This window comes from Citrobacter sp. RHB35-C17 (assembly GCF_013816795.1).
In the GTDB taxonomy this organism is placed as follows: domain Bacteria; phylum Pseudomonadota; class Gammaproteobacteria; order Enterobacterales; family Enterobacteriaceae; genus Citrobacter_A; species Citrobacter_A amalonaticus.
The window spans coordinates 3,092,588-3,109,478 of record NZ_CP057150.1 but is presented as its reverse complement, the minus strand read 5'-3'; the positions used below and the strand labels follow the sequence as shown (position 1 = coordinate 3,109,478).

The window sequence follows — 16,891 nt, the reverse complement described above, 5'->3', positions numbered from 1 at the left end:
ATGACCTTAAAAGAATTGTTAGTAGGCTTCGGCACCCAGGTACGCAGTATCTGGATGATCGGCCTGCATGCGTTCGCCAAACGCGAAACGCAGATGTACCCGGAAGAGCCGGTCTATCTACCGCCCCGTTTTCGTGGTCGCATTGTTCTGACGCGCGACCCGGACGGTGAGGAGCGCTGCGTTGCCTGTAACCTGTGTGCGGTAGCGTGTCCGGTAGGCTGTATCTCTCTGCAAAAAGCAGAGACCAAAGATGGTCGCTGGTATCCGGAGTTTTTCCGCATTAACTTCTCACGCTGCATTTTCTGCGGTCTGTGCGAAGAAGCCTGTCCAACAACCGCGATTCAGCTTACGCCAGATTTCGAACTGGGTGAGTACAAGCGCCAGGATCTGGTTTACGAGAAAGAGGATCTGCTGATCTCCGGTCCGGGCAAATACCCGGAATATAACTTCTACCGGATGGCAGGTATGGCAATCGACGGCAAAGATAAGGGCGAAGCAGAGAACGAAGCCAAGCCTATCGACGTCAAGAGCCTGTTACCGTAAGGAGAGGGGCAATGGAGTTCGCTTTTTATATCTGTGGCCTGGTCGCCATTCTCGCAACCTTGCGGGTGATCACCCATACCAATCCGGTGCACGCACTGCTGTACCTGATTATTTCGCTGCTGGCGATTTCCGGGGTGTTCTTCTCGCTGGGTGCTTACTTCGCGGGTGCGCTGGAAATCATCGTTTACGCGGGCGCCATTATGGTGCTGTTCGTGTTTGTGGTGATGATGCTCAACCTGGGCGGTTCTGAAATCGAACAGGAACGTCAGTGGCTGAAGCCGCAGGTGTGGATTGGCCCGGCAATTCTGTCGGCCATCATGCTGGTGGTGATTGTTTACGCCATTCTGGGGGTTAACGATCAGGGTATCGACGGTACGCCAATCAGCGCGAAAGCGGTAGGTATTACCCTGTTCGGGCCTTACGTACTGGCGGTTGAACTGGCATCCATGCTGCTGCTGGCAGGTCTGGTTGTTGCCTTCCACGTTGGACGCGAAGAGCGTTCAGGTGAAGTGCTGAGCAACCGTAAAGACGACAGCGCGAAAAGAAAAACGGAGGAGCACGCATGATCCCCTTACAACATGGACTGATCCTCGCTGCGATTTTATTCGTTCTGGGTTTAACCGGTCTGGTTATCCGCCGCAATCTGCTGTTTATGCTGATTGGCCTGGAAATCATGATCAACGCTTCCGCGCTGGCCTTTGTGGTTGCCGGTAGCTACTGGGGCCAGACCGATGGTCAGGTGATGTATATTCTCGCCATCAGCCTTGCGGCTGCCGAAGCGAGTATAGGGCTTGCGCTGTTGCTGCAACTTCATCGCCGTCGCCAGAACCTGAACATCGATTCAGTAAGTGAGATGCGTGGATGAACATGCTTGCCTTAACCATCATTCTGCCATTGATTGGCTTTGTCCTGCTGGCGTTCTCTCGCGGACGCTGGTCAGAAAATCTCTCCGCAACCGTGGGCGTAGGCTCCATTGGTCTGGCGGCGCTGGTCACTGCCTTTGTCGGGATGGACTTCTTCGCCAACGGCAAGCAGGCGTTCAGCCAGCCGCTGTGGACGTGGATGTCTGTCGGTAACTTCAACATTGGTTTCAACCTGGTACTGGACGGCCTGTCGCTGACCATGCTGTCGGTTGTCACCGGTGTCGGTTTCCTGATCCACATGTTCGCCTCCTGGTACATGCGCGGTGAAGAGGGCTACTCCCGCTTCTTCGCTTACACGAACCTGTTTATCGCCAGCATGGTTGTTCTGGTGCTGTCCGATAACCTGCTGTTGATGTACCTCGGCTGGGAAGGCGTGGGCCTGTGCTCTTACCTGCTGATCGGTTTCTATTACACCGATCCGAAGAATGGCGCTGCGGCGATGAAAGCGTTCGTCGTGACCCGTGTGGGTGACGTGTTCCTCGCGTTCGCACTGTTCATTCTGTACAACGAGCTGGGTACCCTGAACTTCCGTGAAATGGTTGAACTGGCGCCAGCACACTTCGCCGCAGGCAACAATATGCTGACGTGGGCGACGCTAATGCTGCTGGGTGGTGCTGTGGGTAAATCAGCACAGCTGCCGTTGCAGACATGGCTGGCTGACGCGATGGCGGGCCCGACGCCTGTCTCCGCGCTGATCCACGCCGCAACGATGGTGACCGCTGGTGTTTACCTGATTGCCCGTACGCATGGCCTGTTCCTGATGACCCCGGAAATTCTGCATCTGGTCGGTATCGTGGGTGCGGTGACGCTGGTGATGGCAGGTTTTGCCGCACTGGTGCAAACCGACATCAAGCGCGTACTCGCCTATTCCACCATGAGCCAGATCGGTTACATGTTCCTGGCGCTGGGCGTTCAGGCATGGGATGCGGCGATTTTCCACCTGATGACGCACGCCTTCTTTAAAGCACTGCTGTTCCTGGCGTCCGGTTCCGTCATTCTGGCCTGCCATCACGAACAGAACATCTTCAAGATGGGTGGCCTGCGTAAGTCCATTCCGCTGGTTTATCTCTGCTTCCTGGTGGGCGGTGCGGCGCTGTCGGCGCTGCCGCTGATTACCGCAGGCTTCTTCAGTAAGGATGAGATTCTGGCAGGCGCGATGGCGAATGGTCATATCAATCTGATGGTGGCAGGACTGGTCGGTGCGTTCATGACCTCCCTGTATACCTTCCGTATGATTTTCATCGTGTTCCACGGTAAAGAACAAATTCATGCTCATGCAGGGAAGGGGATTACTCACCACCTGCCGTTGATTGTCCTGATGATCCTGTCCACCTTCGTAGGCGCGCTGATTGTGCCGCCGCTTCAGGGTGTACTGCCACAGACAACTGAACTTGAGCATGGCCGCGTGATGACCCTGGAAATTACTTCTGGCGTGGTAGCGATTGCGGGCATCCTGATTGCCGCATGGTTGTGGCTGGGTAAACGTACTCTGGTGACCTCGATTGCCAACAGTGCGCCGGGTCGTCTGCTGGGCACCTGGTGGTATAACGCCTGGGGCTTCGACTGGCTGTACGACAAAGTGTTCGTTAAGCCGTTCCTTGGCGTCGCCTGGCTGCTTAAACGCGATCCGCTCAATGCCCTGATGAACGTGCCAGCCATCCTTTCTCGCTTCGCAGGTAAAGGCCTGCTGTTCAGCGAGAACGGTTATCTGCGCTGGTATGTCGCATCAATGAGCATTGGCGCCGTGGTGGTGCTGGCACTGCTGATGGTACTGCGTTGAGTTTGCGGGCTGGATGAACGACTGCCGGATGGCGCTACGCTTATCCGGCCTACACGCTCAAAGAGAATTTTTAGAAAATTCGTTGAAAATCAGGTCCAACTGGACAGGCATTATCGGCGAAGTCAGAGTGAGCACCGCCTGTGCACCGCAACCGGAGCGTACTGAGGTATGTGAGGATTGCGAGCACTGTCGGGGTTCGCTATGACGAGTGAGATAGCCTGAACCGGACTTAAACAAGGAACAAAGATCACCATGTTATTACCTTGGTTGATATTAATCCCCTTTATCGGTGGCTTCCTGTGCTGGCAGACCGAACGCTTTGGCGTGAAGGTGCCGCGCTGGATCGCGCTGATCACCATGGGACTGACGCTCGCGCTTGGCCTGCAACTGTGGCTACAGGGCGGTTATTCGCTGACGCAGTCTGCTGGCATTCCGCAGTGGCAGTCTGAATTTGTCCTGCCGTGGATCCCGCGCTTTGGCATTTCGATTCACCTGGCAATCGACGGTTTGTCGCTGCTGATGGTGGTGCTGACCGGTCTGCTTGGCGTTCTGGCGGTGTTGTGTTCCTGGCGAGAAATCGAAAAATACCAGGGCTTCTTCCACCTGAACCTGATGTGGATCCTGGGCGGCGTGATCGGTGTGTTCCTTGCCATCGACATGTTCCTGTTCTTCTTCTTCTGGGAAATGATGCTGGTGCCGATGTACTTCCTGATCGCGCTGTGGGGCCACAAGGCGTCCGACGGTAAAACGCGTATCACGGCGGCAACCAAGTTCTTCATTTACACCCAGGCGAGCGGTCTGGTGATGCTGATTGCCATCCTGGCGCTGGTGTTCGTTCACCATAATGCGACCGGCGTGTGGACCTTCAACTATGAAGACCTGCTGAAAACGCCGATGTCGCACGGCGTCGAATATCTGCTGATGCTGGGCTTCTTCATCGCGTTTGCGGTGAAAATGCCGGTGGTTCCACTGCACGGCTGGCTGCCAGATGCGCACTCCCAGGCACCGACCGCGGGTTCTGTTGACCTCGCCGGTATTTTGCTGAAAACCGCTGCTTACGGTCTGCTGCGTTTCTCCCTGCCGCTGTTCCCGAACGCGTCAGCGGAGTTCGCGCCTATCGCGATGTGGCTGGGCGTTATCGGTATCTTCTACGGTGCATGGATGGCGTTCACGCAGTACGACATTAAACGTCTGATCGCCTACACCTCGGTTTCACACATGGGTTTCGTGCTGATTGCCATCTACACCGGCAGCCAGCTGGCGTACCAGGGGGCGGTGATTCAGATGATTGCGCACGGCCTGTCCGCTGCGGGTCTGTTCATTCTGTGTGGTCAACTGTACGAACGTCTGCACACCCGCGACATGCGTATGATGGGCGGCCTGTGGGGCAAAATGAAATGGTTACCGGCACTGTCGATGTTCTTCGCCGTGGCGACGCTGGGTATGCCTGGCACCGGTAACTTCGTTGGCGAATTCATGATCCTGTTCGGCAGCTACCAGGTGGTTCCGGTCATCACCGTGATTTCGACCTTTGGTCTGGTGTTTGCCTCTGTTTACTCGCTGGCGATGCTACATCGCGCTTACTTCGGTAAAGCGAAGAGCCAGATTGCACAACAAGAACTGCCAGGGATGTCGCTGCGTGAGCTGTTTATCATCCTGTTGCTGGTCGTGCTTCTGGTACTGCTTGGCTTCTATCCGCAGCCGATTCTGGATACCTCGCATTCTGCGATGAGCAACATCCAGCAGTGGTTTGTTAATTCCGTTACTACTACAAGGCCGTAAATCGCCATGACAATAACTCCACAACACCTGATTGCGCTGCTACCGCTGCTGATCGTCGGCTTGACGGTGGTGGTTGTGATGCTCTCCATTGCGTGGCGACGCAATCACTTCCTCAATGCCACGCTGTCGGTCATTGGGCTTAACGCCGCGCTGGTTTCGCTCTGGTTTGTTGGCCAGGCTGGCGCGATGGACGTGACCCCGCTGATGCGGGTTGACGGTTTCGCAATGCTCTACACCGGACTGGTTCTGCTGGCGAGTCTGGCGACCTGTACTTTTGCCTACCCGTGGCTGGAAGGCTATGACGATAACCGGGAAGAGTTCTACCTGCTGGTGTTGATTGCCGCGCTGGGTGGCATTCTGCTGGCGAACGCCAATCATCTGGCGGCGCTGTTCCTTGGTATCGAACTGATCTCCCTGCCGCTGTTTGGTCTGGTGGGCTATGCCTTCAGTCAGAAACGTTCGCTGGAAGCCAGTATCAAATACACCATCCTGTCTGCTGCCGCCTCGTCATTCCTGCTGTTTGGTATGGCGCTGGTGTACGCGCAGTCTGGCAACCTGTCGTTTGTCGCGCTCGGTAAGAGCCTCGGCGACGGTATGCTGAACGAGCCGCTGCTGCTGGCGGGCTTCGGGATGATGATTGTTGGTCTGGGCTTTAAACTCTCTCTGGTTCCGTTCCACTTGTGGACGCCAGACGTATACCAGGGTGCACCGGCTCCGGTTTCCACCTTCCTGGCGACGGCGAGCAAAATCGCTATCTTCGGCGTGGTGATGCGTCTGTTCCTGTACGCGCCGGTTGGCGACAGTGAAGCGGTTCGCGTGGTGCTTGGCGTGATCGCCTTTGCTTCCATCATCTTCGGTAACCTGATGGCGCTGAGCCAGACTAACATCAAGCGTCTGCTGGGTTATTCGTCTATCTCTCACCTCGGCTACCTGTTAGTGGCGCTGATTGCTCTGCAGAGCGGCGAGATGTCCATGGAAGCGGTCGGCGTTTACCTTGCCGGTTACCTGTTCAGCAGCCTCGGCGCGTTCGGCGTGGTCAGCCTGATGTCCAGTCCGTACCGTGGTCCGGATGCCGATTCTCTGTTCTCCTACCGTGGGCTGTTCTGGCATCGTCCGATCCTCGCGGCAGTGATGACGGTAATGATGCTGTCTCTGGCAGGTATCCCGATGACGCTGGGCTTTATCGGTAAATTCTACGTGCTGGCAGTCGGTGTGCAGGCGAACCTATGGTGGCTGGTTGCCGCTGTGGTGGTTGGTTCCGCGATTGGTTTGTATTACTACCTGCGTGTTGCCGTGAGTCTGTACCTGAGCGCGCCGCAGCAGCTTAACCGCGATGCGCCGTCTAACTGGCAGTACAGCGCAGGCGGTATTGTGGTACTGATCTCCGCACTGCTGGTGCTGGTGCTGGGTATCTACCCGCAGCCGCTGATCAGTATTGTGCAGTTAGCCGCACCGCTGATGTAAGCGACAAGCAAAAACGAAAAACCCGCCGAGGCGGGTTTTTTTATGGATGAAGAATCTTCAGGCAATCAACTGACGACTGACCAGCGGGCCGCTGATGTTTTGCGCCGCGCGATCCATCACTTCCTGAATAACGGATGACAGTTCGTTCACTTCAAACTTCGCCACGTAGCCATCGGCTTTCACTTTGCGGACGTGATCTTCATTGGCACTACCGGAAAGAGAAGAGTGGATCACCACCGGAATTTTCTTCAGCCGCTCGTCGGTTTTGATTTTTCGGGTCAGGGTGAAACCATCCATCTCCGGCATTTCCAGATCGGTTAACACCAGTGCGATCTTCTCGCTAATCGCTTTGCCTTCCGCTTCCGCTTCCTGCGCCAGTTGCTGAATTTTGTCCCAGGCATCTTTACCGGTGACGTGCATTTGATGGGGAATGTCCATGGCCGTCAGACCTTTCTCCAGCATCGCACGGGCTACGCGGGAGTCTTCCGCGACAATAGCCACGGCACCGGGAGTGATGTTGAACTTATTGGTTTTCAGTTCCGTTGCGCGCAGGTCGTGATTCGATGGCACGATGTCATACAGAATCTGTTCTACGTCGAGCACCAGCGCCAGGTTGTTGGTCTCTTTGTCTTCATCCAGACAGGCGATGCTGGTGATGTAGCGGCCGTTCACCGCTTTCTCTGCGGTGTGTACCTGCTTCCAGTCCAGGCGCATGATGTTTTCGACCGACTCGACGGCGAAGGCCTGCACGCTACGGGCATATTCGGTGATTAACAGAATGTTGAGTCCATTCTCCGGCTTGCAGCCGGCAACGGCGGGGAGGTCAATAACCGGAATCACCTGATCGCGAATATTGACCATTCCCAGCAATGGCGCCTTCATCCCTGCCGGACGGGTAAAGGCAGGCATAGGTACAATTTCGCGCAACTTGAACACGTTAATGCCAAACAGCTCAGATTTCTGTTCGTGCAGGGAGTTTCCCAGACGAAACAGCAGCAGTTCAAAGCGGTTGGACAGGGTCAGATTCGCCCTGTCATCGATATCTTTCTGGAAATTGTCCATGCTGTCCTCAGTGTGAATACTGCGTTTTTACTGTTATCGGCACTGAGAGCAAAAAATGGAGCACTAAACCGTGAAAATGGCGAAATCGTCGGCAAGTTCAGTGGAAGGGAAGATAGCCTGACACTCTGCCAGCAGTCGCTGGCAACCTGCGGCGTCATAGCGCGAACTGACGTGCGTTATGATGAGCTTTCCGACTGCAGCCTCCCGTGCCAGCAGTGCCGCCTGGCGGGTGGAACTGTGTCCACGGCTGTTGGCCTTTTCTTCCATTGACGTATCCAGCGTGGTTTCGTGAATCATCACGTCGACCCCTTTCGCCAGCTCAAGCGCGGATGCGCAGGGCGCAGTATCGCCAAAAATCGCGACCGTTTTACCGGGCGTCGCCGGGGCAAGAAAATCGGCCCCGCGTATCACGCTACCGTCTTCCAGGGTGACCGTTTTGCCTGCTTTCAGATCCTGGAACCAGGGACCGGCTTTCACCCCAGCGGCTTTCAGCGCTCTGGCGTTGAGCGCGCCGGGTTTATCATGCTCCTCAACGCGGTAACCGTAACATTCCAGCGGGTGTTCAAGCGGGTAAGCCGTTACTTTTCGCAGCCCGTCATCAAGAATTTCCCCGGCGGTGATTTCGACGATTTCCAGCGGATAGTCAGTCCATGAGCCGCTCAGACGCAGCGCGGTTTCAGTAAACTCACGCACCCCCTTCGGCCCGTAAAGCGTTAGCGGCTGAGCATTGCCCGCCATCGAACGACTGCACAGTAAACCCGGCAAACCGAACAGATGATCGCCGTGCAGATGGCTGATGAAAATCCGCTCAATTTTGCCGGGATGATATGCCGTGCTCAACATCTGATGTTGCGTACCTTCACCACAGTCAAACAGCCATAGCGCGGGCTGCGTCGGGTGTTGATGATGTAGCAAAATGGCTGTCACGTTGCGCGTACGCGTGGGCACGCCAGCTGAGGTACCCAGAAAGAGAAATTCCATTATTTCATTACACTTTTGAAAAATAATCTGGCTAGTATAAATCGTTTACGGAAAAGGAGCGCACGATGATTACCTGGCAAGACCTGCATCATTCGGAATTAACCGTCCCACAGCTCTATGCGCTGTTAAAACTGCGCTGTGCGGTGTTTGTTGTGGAGCAGAACTGTCCCTATCTCGACGTAGACGGTGACGATCTGGTGGGTGAGAACCGCCATATCCTGGGCTGGCATGACGGCGAGCTGGTGGCGTATGCGAGGATTCTGAAAAGCACTGAAGATCTGGAGCCCGTCGTGATTGGACGGGTGATCGTCAGTGAAGCGTTACGCGGTGAAAAGCTGGGCCAAAATTTGATGGCGCAGACGCTGGCGTCTTGTCAGCGACACTGGCCGGAGAAGGCGCTGTATCTGGGCGCACAGGCGCATTTGCAGGCATTCTATGCACGATTTGGTTTTGCTCCGGTCACCGAAGTCTATGAGGAAGATGGCATCCCACATGTGGGGATGGCGCGCGAAGCGATCCGGGCGGGATCCTGAGTCGTTGTCTATAGTTAGGGGCAGGTTTACTAACATGGAGAACGAGAATGTCTTATCAATTTGGTGATTCGCGTATTGATGACGACCTGACGTTGCTGAGTGAAACGCTGGAAGAGGTGCTGCGTTCCTCAGGGGATCCCGCCGATCAGAAATACATTGAGCTGAAAGCGCGGGCTGAAAAGGCGCTGGATGAGGTCAAAAATCGCGTAAGTCAGGCTTCAGATAGCTATTATTATCGTGCCAGACAGGCCGTTTATCGTGCAGATGATTATGTGCACGAAAAACCCTGGCAGGGGATTGGCGTTGGCGCGGCGGTCGGACTGGTGCTCGGCTTACTGTTGGCACGACGCTAATCTGCAAGCGAGATCGCATTGACTCCCTAAACTGGGGTACTGCTTTTTTTGTGCAGTACCCCGTATAATGTGAGGTTTTTAACAGGGAGAGGTCCGCGTGCATTCACTCACTACTGCGCTGGAAGGTCTGACGCGTCTTTTGTCGCAGGCAATCCCGGCGGCACCAGGCATTCGGGTTCTCGATGTTCCTTTTCCCCTTAATGACGCTTTCGATGCGTTAAGCTGGCTGGCAAGTCAGTCCATTTATCCGCAATTTTACTGGCAGCAGCGCAACGGTGATGAAGAGGCCGCCGTTCTGGGCGTCGTTGCGCCATTTTCTTCTCTCGATGAGGCGCAATGCTTTCTTCGCCAACATCCGCAGCAAACCGACCTGCGTATCTGGGGACTGAATGCGTTTGATCCAGAGCAGGGTAACCTGGTGTTACCGCGTCTTGAGTGGCGGCGCTGTGCGGGCGTGGCTGTGCTGCGTCTGCATTTGTGGAGTGATGTTTCTCTGCGCGAGGATGCTGACCGGGCGCTGACCTTTCTCGCCTCGCTGGCGAGTGTAAAACCGCTGCCGACATTACGTCTGAGCAAAACCGCTGAACAGCACTGGCCCGAAAAAGCAGGCTGGATCACCCTGATTGAGCAGGCCACGCAGACGATTGCCGAAGGTGAACTGGATAAAGTGGTGCTGGCGCGCGCCAGCGATCTGCACTTTTCTCGCCCGGTGAATGCCGCTGCTGTGATGGCTTCAAGTCGCCGTTTGAACCTGAACTGCTACCATTTTTATATGGCTTTTTCTGCGCAGAGTGCGTTCCTGGGTTCGTCTCCGGAACGTCTCTGGCGACGTCGCGATACCGCGCTCCGTACCGAGGCGCTCGCCGGGACGGTAGCGAATCACCCGGATGATTATAAGGCCTGGCAACTGGGCGAATGGCTGATGAAGGACGACAAAAATCAGCGCGAAAATATGCTGGTGGTCGAGGATATCTGTCAGCGCCTGCAGGACTACACGCATACACTGGACGTTTTGCCGCCGCAGGTGCTGCGGTTGCGAAAAGTGCAGCATTTGCGACGCTGCATCTGGACGGCGCTGAATCAGGCGGATGACACGCTCTGTTTACTGCAGTTGCAGCCCACGGCAGCCGTGGCCGGGATCCCACGCGAACGGGCACGGGCATTTATTCAGCAGCGTGAACCTTTTGCGCGGGAATGGTACGCCGGGTCGGCGGGCTATCTGTCATTACAGCAAAGCGAATTTTGTGTTTCGCTGCGGTCGGCGAAAATCAGCGGTAACGTGGTTCGGCTGTATGCCGGTGCGGGTATTGTTCGTGGGTCAGACCCTGAGCAGGAGTGGCAGGAAATCGATAATAAAGCCGCTGGTCTGCGATCTTTGTTACAGATGGATGGATAATGAGTTACATATTCCCGACTCATATCAATAATCCCTTTTTTCCGTTCTTTATACTGAGTCGCAATATTGATACCGGACAATCTCATGTCAGTAAGCGCATTTAACCGACGCTGGGCGGCGGTCATTCTGGAAGCATTAACTCGCCATGGCGTCAGGCATGTTTGCATTGCCCCTGGCTCTCGTTCCACGCCGCTCACTCTGGCGGCGGCGGAAAATTCGGCTTTTATTCACCACACGCATTTTGATGAGCGTGGTCTTGGTCATCTGGCGCTGGGACTGGCGAAGGTGAGTAAACAGCCTGTTGCCGTGATCGTGACCTCCGGTACGGCGGTCGCTAACCTCTATCCGGCGCTGATTGAAGCGGGGCTGACCGGTGAAAAACTGATCCTTCTGACGGCCGATCGTCCTCCTGAACTGATTGACTGCGGCGCGAATCAGGCGATTCGTCAGGCGGGCATGTTTGCGTCACACCCGTCACAAACGCTTTCGCTTCCGCGCCCGACGCAGGACATTCCGGCCCGTTGGCTGGTGTCGACTATCGATAATGCGCTGGCCTCGCTGCATGCCGGCGCGGTCCATATCAACTGTCCGTTTGCCGAGCCGTTATATGGCGAGATGGACGAAACCGGTCTGGCCTGGCAACAGCGTCTCGGTGACTGGTGGCAGGATGACAAACCCTGGCTGCGCGAAGCGCGTCGGCTGGAGAGCGACAAACAGCGCGACTGGTTCTTCTGGCGGCAAAAACGCGGCGTTGTTGTTGCCGGGCGAATGGGTGCAGAAGAGGGCAAGAAAGTTGCGCAATGGGCGCAGACGTTGGGCTGGCCGCTGATTGGCGATGTGCTGTCGCAAACCGGACAGCCGCTTCCCTGTGCCGACCTCTGGCTCGGCAATCCGAAGGCGGTGACGGAACTGCAGCAGGCACAGATTGTGGTGCAGCTGGGCAGCAGTCTGACCGGAAAACGTTTACTGCAATGGCAGGCGACCTGCGAGCCGGAGGAGTACTGGATTGTCGATAATATCGAAGGGCGGCTGGATCCGGCGCATCATCGCGGTCGTCGTCTGGTGGCAAAAATCGGCGACTGGCTGGAACTGCATCCTGCGGAAAAACGGCAACCGTGGTGTGTAGACATCCCGCGTCTGGCGGAGCAGGCCTGGAAGGCCGTGGCGGCGCGGCGTGATACTTTTGGCGAGGCGCAACTGGCGCATCGCATTCGCGACTATCTGCCTGAACAGGGGCAGCTTTTTGTCGGCAACAGCCTGGTGGTACGCCTGATTGACGCGCTGTCGCAGCTTCCGGCAGGTTACCCGGTTTACAGCAATCGCGGCGCAAGTGGTATTGATGGTCTGTTATCGACCGCTGCGGGCGTGCAGCGCGCCAGCGCGAAATCGACGCTGGCGATCGTGGGCGATTTATCGGCGTTATACGATCTCAATGCGTTAGCCCTGTTACGGCAGGTCTCCGCGCCGTTCGTACTGATTGTGGTGAACAATAACGGCGGGCAGATTTTCTCGCTGCTGCCCACGCCGCAGAGCGAACGTGAACGCTTTTACCTGATGCCGCAAAATGTCCATTTTGAACACGCGGCTGCAATGTTTAACCTCAAGTATCATCGCCCGGAAAGCTGGGATGAACTGGAGGCGGCGCTGGCTGGCGCGTGGCGTATGCCTGCGACCACGGTGATTGAACTGGTGGTCAACGACACCGACGGCGCGCAGACGCTACAACAGCTGCTGGCGCAGGTGAGCCATTTATGATCCTACACGCGCAGGCAAAAGCCGCGCAGTCAGACTCACCCTGGCTGGTTTTCCTGCACGGTTTTTCCGGCGATAGCCAGGAATGGCAACCGATCGGCGAGCGGCTTTCCGGCTTTTCACGCTTGTACATCGATCTGCCTGGTCACGGTGGATCGGCGGAGAGCCGCGTCAGCGGATTTACCGATGTGATCAGCTTGCTGCGTGATACCCTTCTTAGTTACAACATACTGAAATACTGGCTGGTGGGATATTCCCTCGGCGGCAGAGTGGCGATGATGGCGGCCTGTCAGGAAATGCCGGGGCTTTGCGGCCTGGTGGTTGAAGGCGGGCATCCGGGACTGCAAAGCGACGCCGAACGCGACGCGCGCCGGGATTCTGACCATCACTGGGCGGAACGTTTTCGCCATGACGCGCTGACAGAGGTGTTTACTGACTGGTATCAGCAGCCGGTTTTTGCTTCGCTGAACGCGCGGCAACGAGAAGCGCTGGTCGCGCTACGTAGCCAGAATAACGGCGAAACGCTGGCGGCAATGCTGGAAGCCACTTCGCTGGCGGTCCAGCCTGATTTACGCGCTGCGCTCACCGCGCGCGCCTTTCCGTTTTATTATTTATGTGGTGAACGTGACAGCAAATTCTGCGCCCTGGCGACGGAATTAGCGGCGACCCGCCATGTGATTCGTAACGCCGGACACAATGCGCACCGGGAAAATCCCGCAGGCGTGGTGGACTGTCTGGCTCAGATTCTGCGTCTCTGACTAAAGGACACACTATGATCTATCCTGATGAAACAATGCTTTACGCACCGGTAGAATGGCACGATTGCTCGGAAGGCTACACCGACATTCGCTATGAGAAATCGACCGACGGTATCGCAAAAATCACCATTAATCGTCCGCAGGTGCGCAACGCATTCCGTCCTCTGACCGTCAAAGAGATGATTCAGGCGATGGCGGATGCCCGTTACGACGATAACGTGGGCGTGATTATTCTGACTGGCGCAGGCGATAAAGCCTTTTGTGCCGGCGGCGACCAGAAGGTTCGCGGCGACTACGGCGGCTATCAGGATGACTCTGGTGTGCATCACCTGAACGTGCTGGATTTCCAGCGCCAGATCCGTACCTGTCCGAAGCCGGTCGTGGCGATGGTGGCGGGTTATTCCATTGGCGGTGGTCACGTGCTGCATATGATGTGCGACCTGACGATTGCGGCGGAAAATGCCATCTTCGGGCAGACCGGCCCGAAAGTCGGCTCCTTTGACGGCGGCTGGGGGGCGTCTTACATGGCGCGGATCGTGGGGCAGAAGAAAGCGCGTGAAATCTGGTTCCTGTGCCGTCAGTACGATGCCAAACAGGCGCTGGATATGGGGCTGGTGAACACCGTTGTCCCATTGGCCGAACTCGAAAAAGAGACCGTGCGCTGGTGTCGTGAAATGCTGCAAAACAGCCCGATGGCGCTGCGTTGCCTGAAAGCGGCGCTGAACGCCGACTGTGATGGTCAGGCCGGTTTGCAGGAGCTGGCGGGTAACGCCACCATGCTGTTCTACATGACGGAAGAAGGTCAGGAAGGCCGTAACGCCTTCAACCAGAAACGTCAGCCTGATTTCAGCAAATTCAAACGGAATCCGTAATGCGTAGCGCGCAGGTATACCGCTGGCAGATCCCCATGGACGCGGGGGTGGTTCTGCGCGACAGGCGGTTAAAAACGCGTGACGGGCTGTATGTTCGCCTGCACGACGGCGAGCGTCAGGGATGGGGAGAGATCTCCCCACTGCCGGGATTCAGTCAGGAAACCCAGGAAGAGGCGCAGGTTGCGCTGCTGGCCTGGGTTGACGGCTGGCTGCAGGGAGAAGATGCATTGCCTGACATACCTTCTGTGGCCTTTGGCGTCAGTTGTGCACTGGCGGAAATAGCCGGAACGCTGCCTGAAGCCGCAGACTATCGGGCGGCGCCGCTGTGTACCGGGGACCCGGACGATCTGGTGCTGCAACTGGCGGACATGCCCGGCGAAAAAGTCGCGAAGGTGAAGGTCGGACTGTACGAAGCGGTTCGCGACGGCATGGTGGTCAACCTGCTGCTGGAGGCGATCCCGGAATTGCGGCTGCGGCTGGATGCCAACCGCGCCTGGACGCCGTTGAAGGCGCAGCAGTTCGCGAAGTACGTGAACCCGGACTACCGTAACCGCATCGCTTTCCTCGAAGAACCGTGCAAAACGCGCGACGACTCGCGAGCCTTTGCCCGTGAAACCGGGATTGCTATCGCCTGGGACGAAAGCCTGCGTGAGGCGGATTTTGTCTTTGAAGCAGAAGAGGGCGTACGTGCAGTGGTGATCAAACCGACGCTGACCGGGTCGCTGGAAAAAGTGCGTGAGCAGGTACAGGCCGCGCATACACTGGGGCTGACGGCGGTGATCAGTTCATCCATCGAGTCGAGCCTGGGTCTGACCCAACTGGCGCGCATTGCCGCGTGTCTGACGCCAGACACTATTCCGGGACTGGATACGCTGAGCCTGATGCAGGCGCAGCAGATTCGTCGCTGGCCGGGCAGCATGTTGCCCTGTATTGAAGAATCTGCACTGGAACGCCTGCGATGACCTTTCCTGACTGGCCGTGGCGATACTGGCGGCAGGTTCAGGGAGACGCGCCAGCCATACGCCTGAATGATGAGGTGCTAAGCTGGCGCACGCTCTGTACGCGTATTGATGCCCTGGCGAGCGGTTTTGCCGCGCAGGGGGTTACCGAAGGCTGCGGCGTGATGCTGCGCGCCTGGAATCATCCGCAGACACTGCTGGCATGGCTGGCGCTGTTGCAGTGCGGTGCACGGATCCTGCCGGTCAATCCACAGCTTCCTCACGCCTTGCTGACGACTCTGTTACCTGAACTCACGTTGCAGTTTGCGTTGGACCTGGAGGGGGAGAACGCCTTTCCCTTTCTGCGTTCGCTCGCCATGCAGAAGGGCACTGGAGTGCATGCCGTCGACTGGCAGCCGCAGCGTCTGTGTTCCATGACGCTGACCTCCGGTTCGACCGGTCTACCGAAAGCGGCAGTTCATACCTGTCAGGCGCATATTGCCAGTGCTGACGGTGTGCTGTCGCTGATGCCGCTGGCAACAGAGGACGACTGGCTGCTCTCTCTGCCGTTGTTTCATGTCTCCGGACAGGGGATTCTGTGGCGCTGGTTAGTGGCCGGGGCGCGGATGACGGTACGGGAAAAACAGCCGCTGGAACAGATGCTGGCCGGATGCACCCATGCTTCGCTGGTGCCAACGCAACTCTGGCGACTGCTGGTGAACCAGACGCCGGTGGCGCTGAAAGCCGTTTTGCTGGGTGGCGCGGCGATTCCGGTGGCGTTAACCGAGCAGGCGCACGCGCAGGGCATTCGCTGCTGGTGCGGATACGGCCTGACGGAATTTGCTTCAACGGTATGTGCAAAAGAGGCGGACGGTCTGGCTGATGTCGGTATGCCTTTACCGGGACGAGAAGTCAGAATCGTAAATGATGAAGTCTGGCTGCGGGCGGCCAGTATGGCGGAAGGCTACTGGCGAGACGGTAAACTGGTTTCGCTGGTTAACGATGAAGGCTGGTTTGCCACACGCGATCGCGGCGTGCTGAATGACGGAAAACTGACCATCGCCGGACGTCTGGATAATCTCTTTTTTAGCGGCGGAGAGGGGATACAACCCGAAGAGGTGGAACGGGTCATTGTTACGCATCCTCACGTGCTGCAGGCGTTTATCGTGCCGATCGAGGACGCCGAATTTGGTCATCGACCGGTGGCGGTGGTGGAATGTGACGCAGACGTCGCAGAGACAGAACTTAACGAATGGGTGAAAGACAAACTGGCACGTTTCCAGCAGCCGGTACATTGGCTTTCTCTGCCTGCCGAACTGAAAAATGGGGGGATCAAGATATCCCGGCGTGCCGTCGTTGATTGGGTGAATGAAACATTAGGAAAACATTAATTTCACTTCGCAGTTTTACCAATTGATGCCCATTGCCACTTTGTTTATCTGCTACTGTGTAACGTAATGTAAAAGTTCCCGATACGTAAAGGTATGCAATGGAGTGGCAGGTGAAGAAGTCGTGCTATGACAAAAGGTCAGGGAAGCATGCATTAGTGTTAAGTGATGCCGGCGGTTCACTGAAAATGATCGCTGAAGTCCAGTCTGACATTGTGGTGAATGCCGGTGATATCCTTTCCCCGCAGAAGGATGCGCTGTATTCCGTCAACCGTGACAGCGGGCGGACGGTGAAGATTCTGGATGCCAGAAATTATACCTGCGACGAGTGGGAGCGCCTGAAGACGTTGTTGGGGAACAAATAAA

Annotated in this window: 17 protein-coding genes; 15 read left to right on the top strand and 2 right to left on the bottom strand. The window is 56.6% G+C overall.

Annotated features, from left to right (window positions below):
- From nuoI to nuoN, 6 genes are all read left to right on the top strand, one after another.
- On the top strand, nucleotides 1-543 hold the full coding sequence (gene nuoI / locus HVZ37_RS14780; RefSeq protein ID WP_005129470.1) for an NADH-quinone oxidoreductase subunit NuoI: 543 nt from the start codon (nucleotides 1-3) through the stop codon (nucleotides 541-543).
- 11 nt (nucleotides 544-554) lie between these two features.
- Entirely contained in the window at nucleotides 555-1,109 is a 555-nt protein-coding gene (gene nuoJ / locus HVZ37_RS14775; protein WP_043000019.1) for an NADH-quinone oxidoreductase subunit J, read from the top strand.
- Complete coding sequence (gene nuoK / locus HVZ37_RS14770) at nucleotides 1,106-1,408, top strand: NADH-quinone oxidoreductase subunit NuoK (RefSeq protein WP_000612644.1); 303 nt, start codon at nucleotides 1,106-1,108, stop codon at nucleotides 1,406-1,408. Before nuoJ ends, nuoK begins: the two co-directional genes overlap by 4 nt.
- Nucleotides 1,405-3,246 (top strand): NADH-quinone oxidoreductase subunit L, encoded by a 1,842-nt coding sequence (nuoL, locus tag HVZ37_RS14765; protein ID WP_046401783.1) that lies wholly within the window; start codon nucleotides 1,405-1,407, stop codon nucleotides 3,244-3,246. Before nuoK ends, nuoL begins: the two co-directional genes overlap by 4 nt.
- A 252-nt stretch (nucleotides 3,247-3,498) precedes the next feature.
- Entirely contained in the window at nucleotides 3,499-5,028 is a 1,530-nt protein-coding gene (nuoM, locus tag HVZ37_RS14760; protein ID WP_043000021.1) for an NADH-quinone oxidoreductase subunit M, read from the top strand.
- A 6-nt stretch (nucleotides 5,029-5,034) separates the two neighbouring features.
- On the top strand, nucleotides 5,035-6,492 hold the full coding sequence (gene nuoN, locus HVZ37_RS14755) for an NADH-quinone oxidoreductase subunit NuoN (RefSeq protein ID WP_181627650.1): 1,458 nt from the start codon (nucleotides 5,035-5,037) through the stop codon (nucleotides 6,490-6,492).
- 57 nt (nucleotides 6,493-6,549) lie between these two features.
- Here the strand turns inward: nuoN and HVZ37_RS14750 are convergent, their stop codons facing one another.
- Together HVZ37_RS14750 and rbn are read right to left on the bottom strand one after the other, a co-directional pair.
- Nucleotides 6,550-7,554, bottom strand: coding sequence for a chemotaxis protein (locus HVZ37_RS14750; RefSeq protein WP_044258510.1), 1,005 nt, complete (start codon nucleotides 7,552-7,554; stop codon nucleotides 6,550-6,552).
- A gap of 63 nt (nucleotides 7,555-7,617) precedes the next feature.
- Nucleotides 7,618-8,535 (bottom strand): ribonuclease BN, encoded by a 918-nt coding sequence (gene rbn, locus HVZ37_RS14745; protein ID WP_181627649.1) that lies wholly within the window; start codon nucleotides 8,533-8,535, stop codon nucleotides 7,618-7,620.
- Between the two features lie 65 nt (nucleotides 8,536-8,600).
- On the opposite strand from rbn, the gene HVZ37_RS14740 reads away from it, so the two are divergent.
- The 9 genes from HVZ37_RS14740 (at nucleotide 8,601) to pmrD (ending at nucleotide 16,890) form a co-directional block, all read left to right on the top strand.
- On the top strand, nucleotides 8,601-9,068 hold the full coding sequence (locus HVZ37_RS14740; RefSeq protein WP_044266239.1) for a GNAT family N-acetyltransferase: 468 nt from the start codon (nucleotides 8,601-8,603) through the stop codon (nucleotides 9,066-9,068).
- Between the two features lie 47 nt (nucleotides 9,069-9,115).
- On the top strand, nucleotides 9,116-9,421 hold the full coding sequence (gene elaB / locus HVZ37_RS14735) for a stress response protein ElaB (protein ID WP_043000026.1): 306 nt from the start codon (nucleotides 9,116-9,118) through the stop codon (nucleotides 9,419-9,421).
- Between the two features lie 97 nt (nucleotides 9,422-9,518).
- On the top strand, nucleotides 9,519-10,817 hold the full coding sequence (menF, locus tag HVZ37_RS14730) for an isochorismate synthase MenF (RefSeq protein WP_044258518.1): 1,299 nt from the start codon (nucleotides 9,519-9,521) through the stop codon (nucleotides 10,815-10,817).
- 84 nt (nucleotides 10,818-10,901) lie between these two features.
- Complete coding sequence (gene menD / locus HVZ37_RS14725) at nucleotides 10,902-12,572, top strand: 2-succinyl-5-enolpyruvyl-6-hydroxy-3-cyclohexene-1-carboxylic-acid synthase (protein WP_181627648.1); 1,671 nt, start codon at nucleotides 10,902-10,904, stop codon at nucleotides 12,570-12,572.
- The gene (gene menH / locus HVZ37_RS14720; RefSeq protein ID WP_044326685.1) at nucleotides 12,569-13,327 is read left to right on the top strand and encodes a 2-succinyl-6-hydroxy-2,4-cyclohexadiene-1-carboxylate synthase; all 759 of its coding nucleotides are present in this window, start codon (nucleotides 12,569-12,571) and stop codon (nucleotides 13,325-13,327) included. The genes menD and menH overlap by 4 nt, the downstream gene beginning before the upstream one ends.
- 14 nt (nucleotides 13,328-13,341) lie before the next feature.
- Nucleotides 13,342-14,199, top strand: coding sequence for a 1,4-dihydroxy-2-naphthoyl-CoA synthase (gene menB, locus HVZ37_RS14715; RefSeq protein ID WP_044258523.1), 858 nt, complete (start codon nucleotides 13,342-13,344; stop codon nucleotides 14,197-14,199).
- Complete coding sequence (menC, locus tag HVZ37_RS14710; protein ID WP_181627647.1) at nucleotides 14,199-15,161, top strand: o-succinylbenzoate synthase; 963 nt, start codon at nucleotides 14,199-14,201, stop codon at nucleotides 15,159-15,161. Before menB ends, menC begins: the two co-directional genes overlap by 1 nt.
- Nucleotides 15,158-16,528 carry an o-succinylbenzoate--CoA ligase gene (gene menE, locus HVZ37_RS14705; protein WP_043000032.1) on the top strand — a complete coding sequence of 457 codons (1,371 nt, stop codon included), beginning with the start codon at nucleotides 15,158-15,160 and terminating at the stop codon, nucleotides 16,526-16,528. Before menC ends, menE begins: the two co-directional genes overlap by 4 nt.
- 98 nt (nucleotides 16,529-16,626) lie before the next feature.
- Nucleotides 16,627-16,890 carry a signal transduction protein PmrD gene (pmrD, locus tag HVZ37_RS14700; RefSeq protein ID WP_044258528.1) on the top strand — a complete coding sequence of 88 codons (264 nt, stop codon included), beginning with the start codon at nucleotides 16,627-16,629 and terminating at the stop codon, nucleotides 16,888-16,890.
- Nucleotide 16,891: the final 1 nt, after the last annotated feature.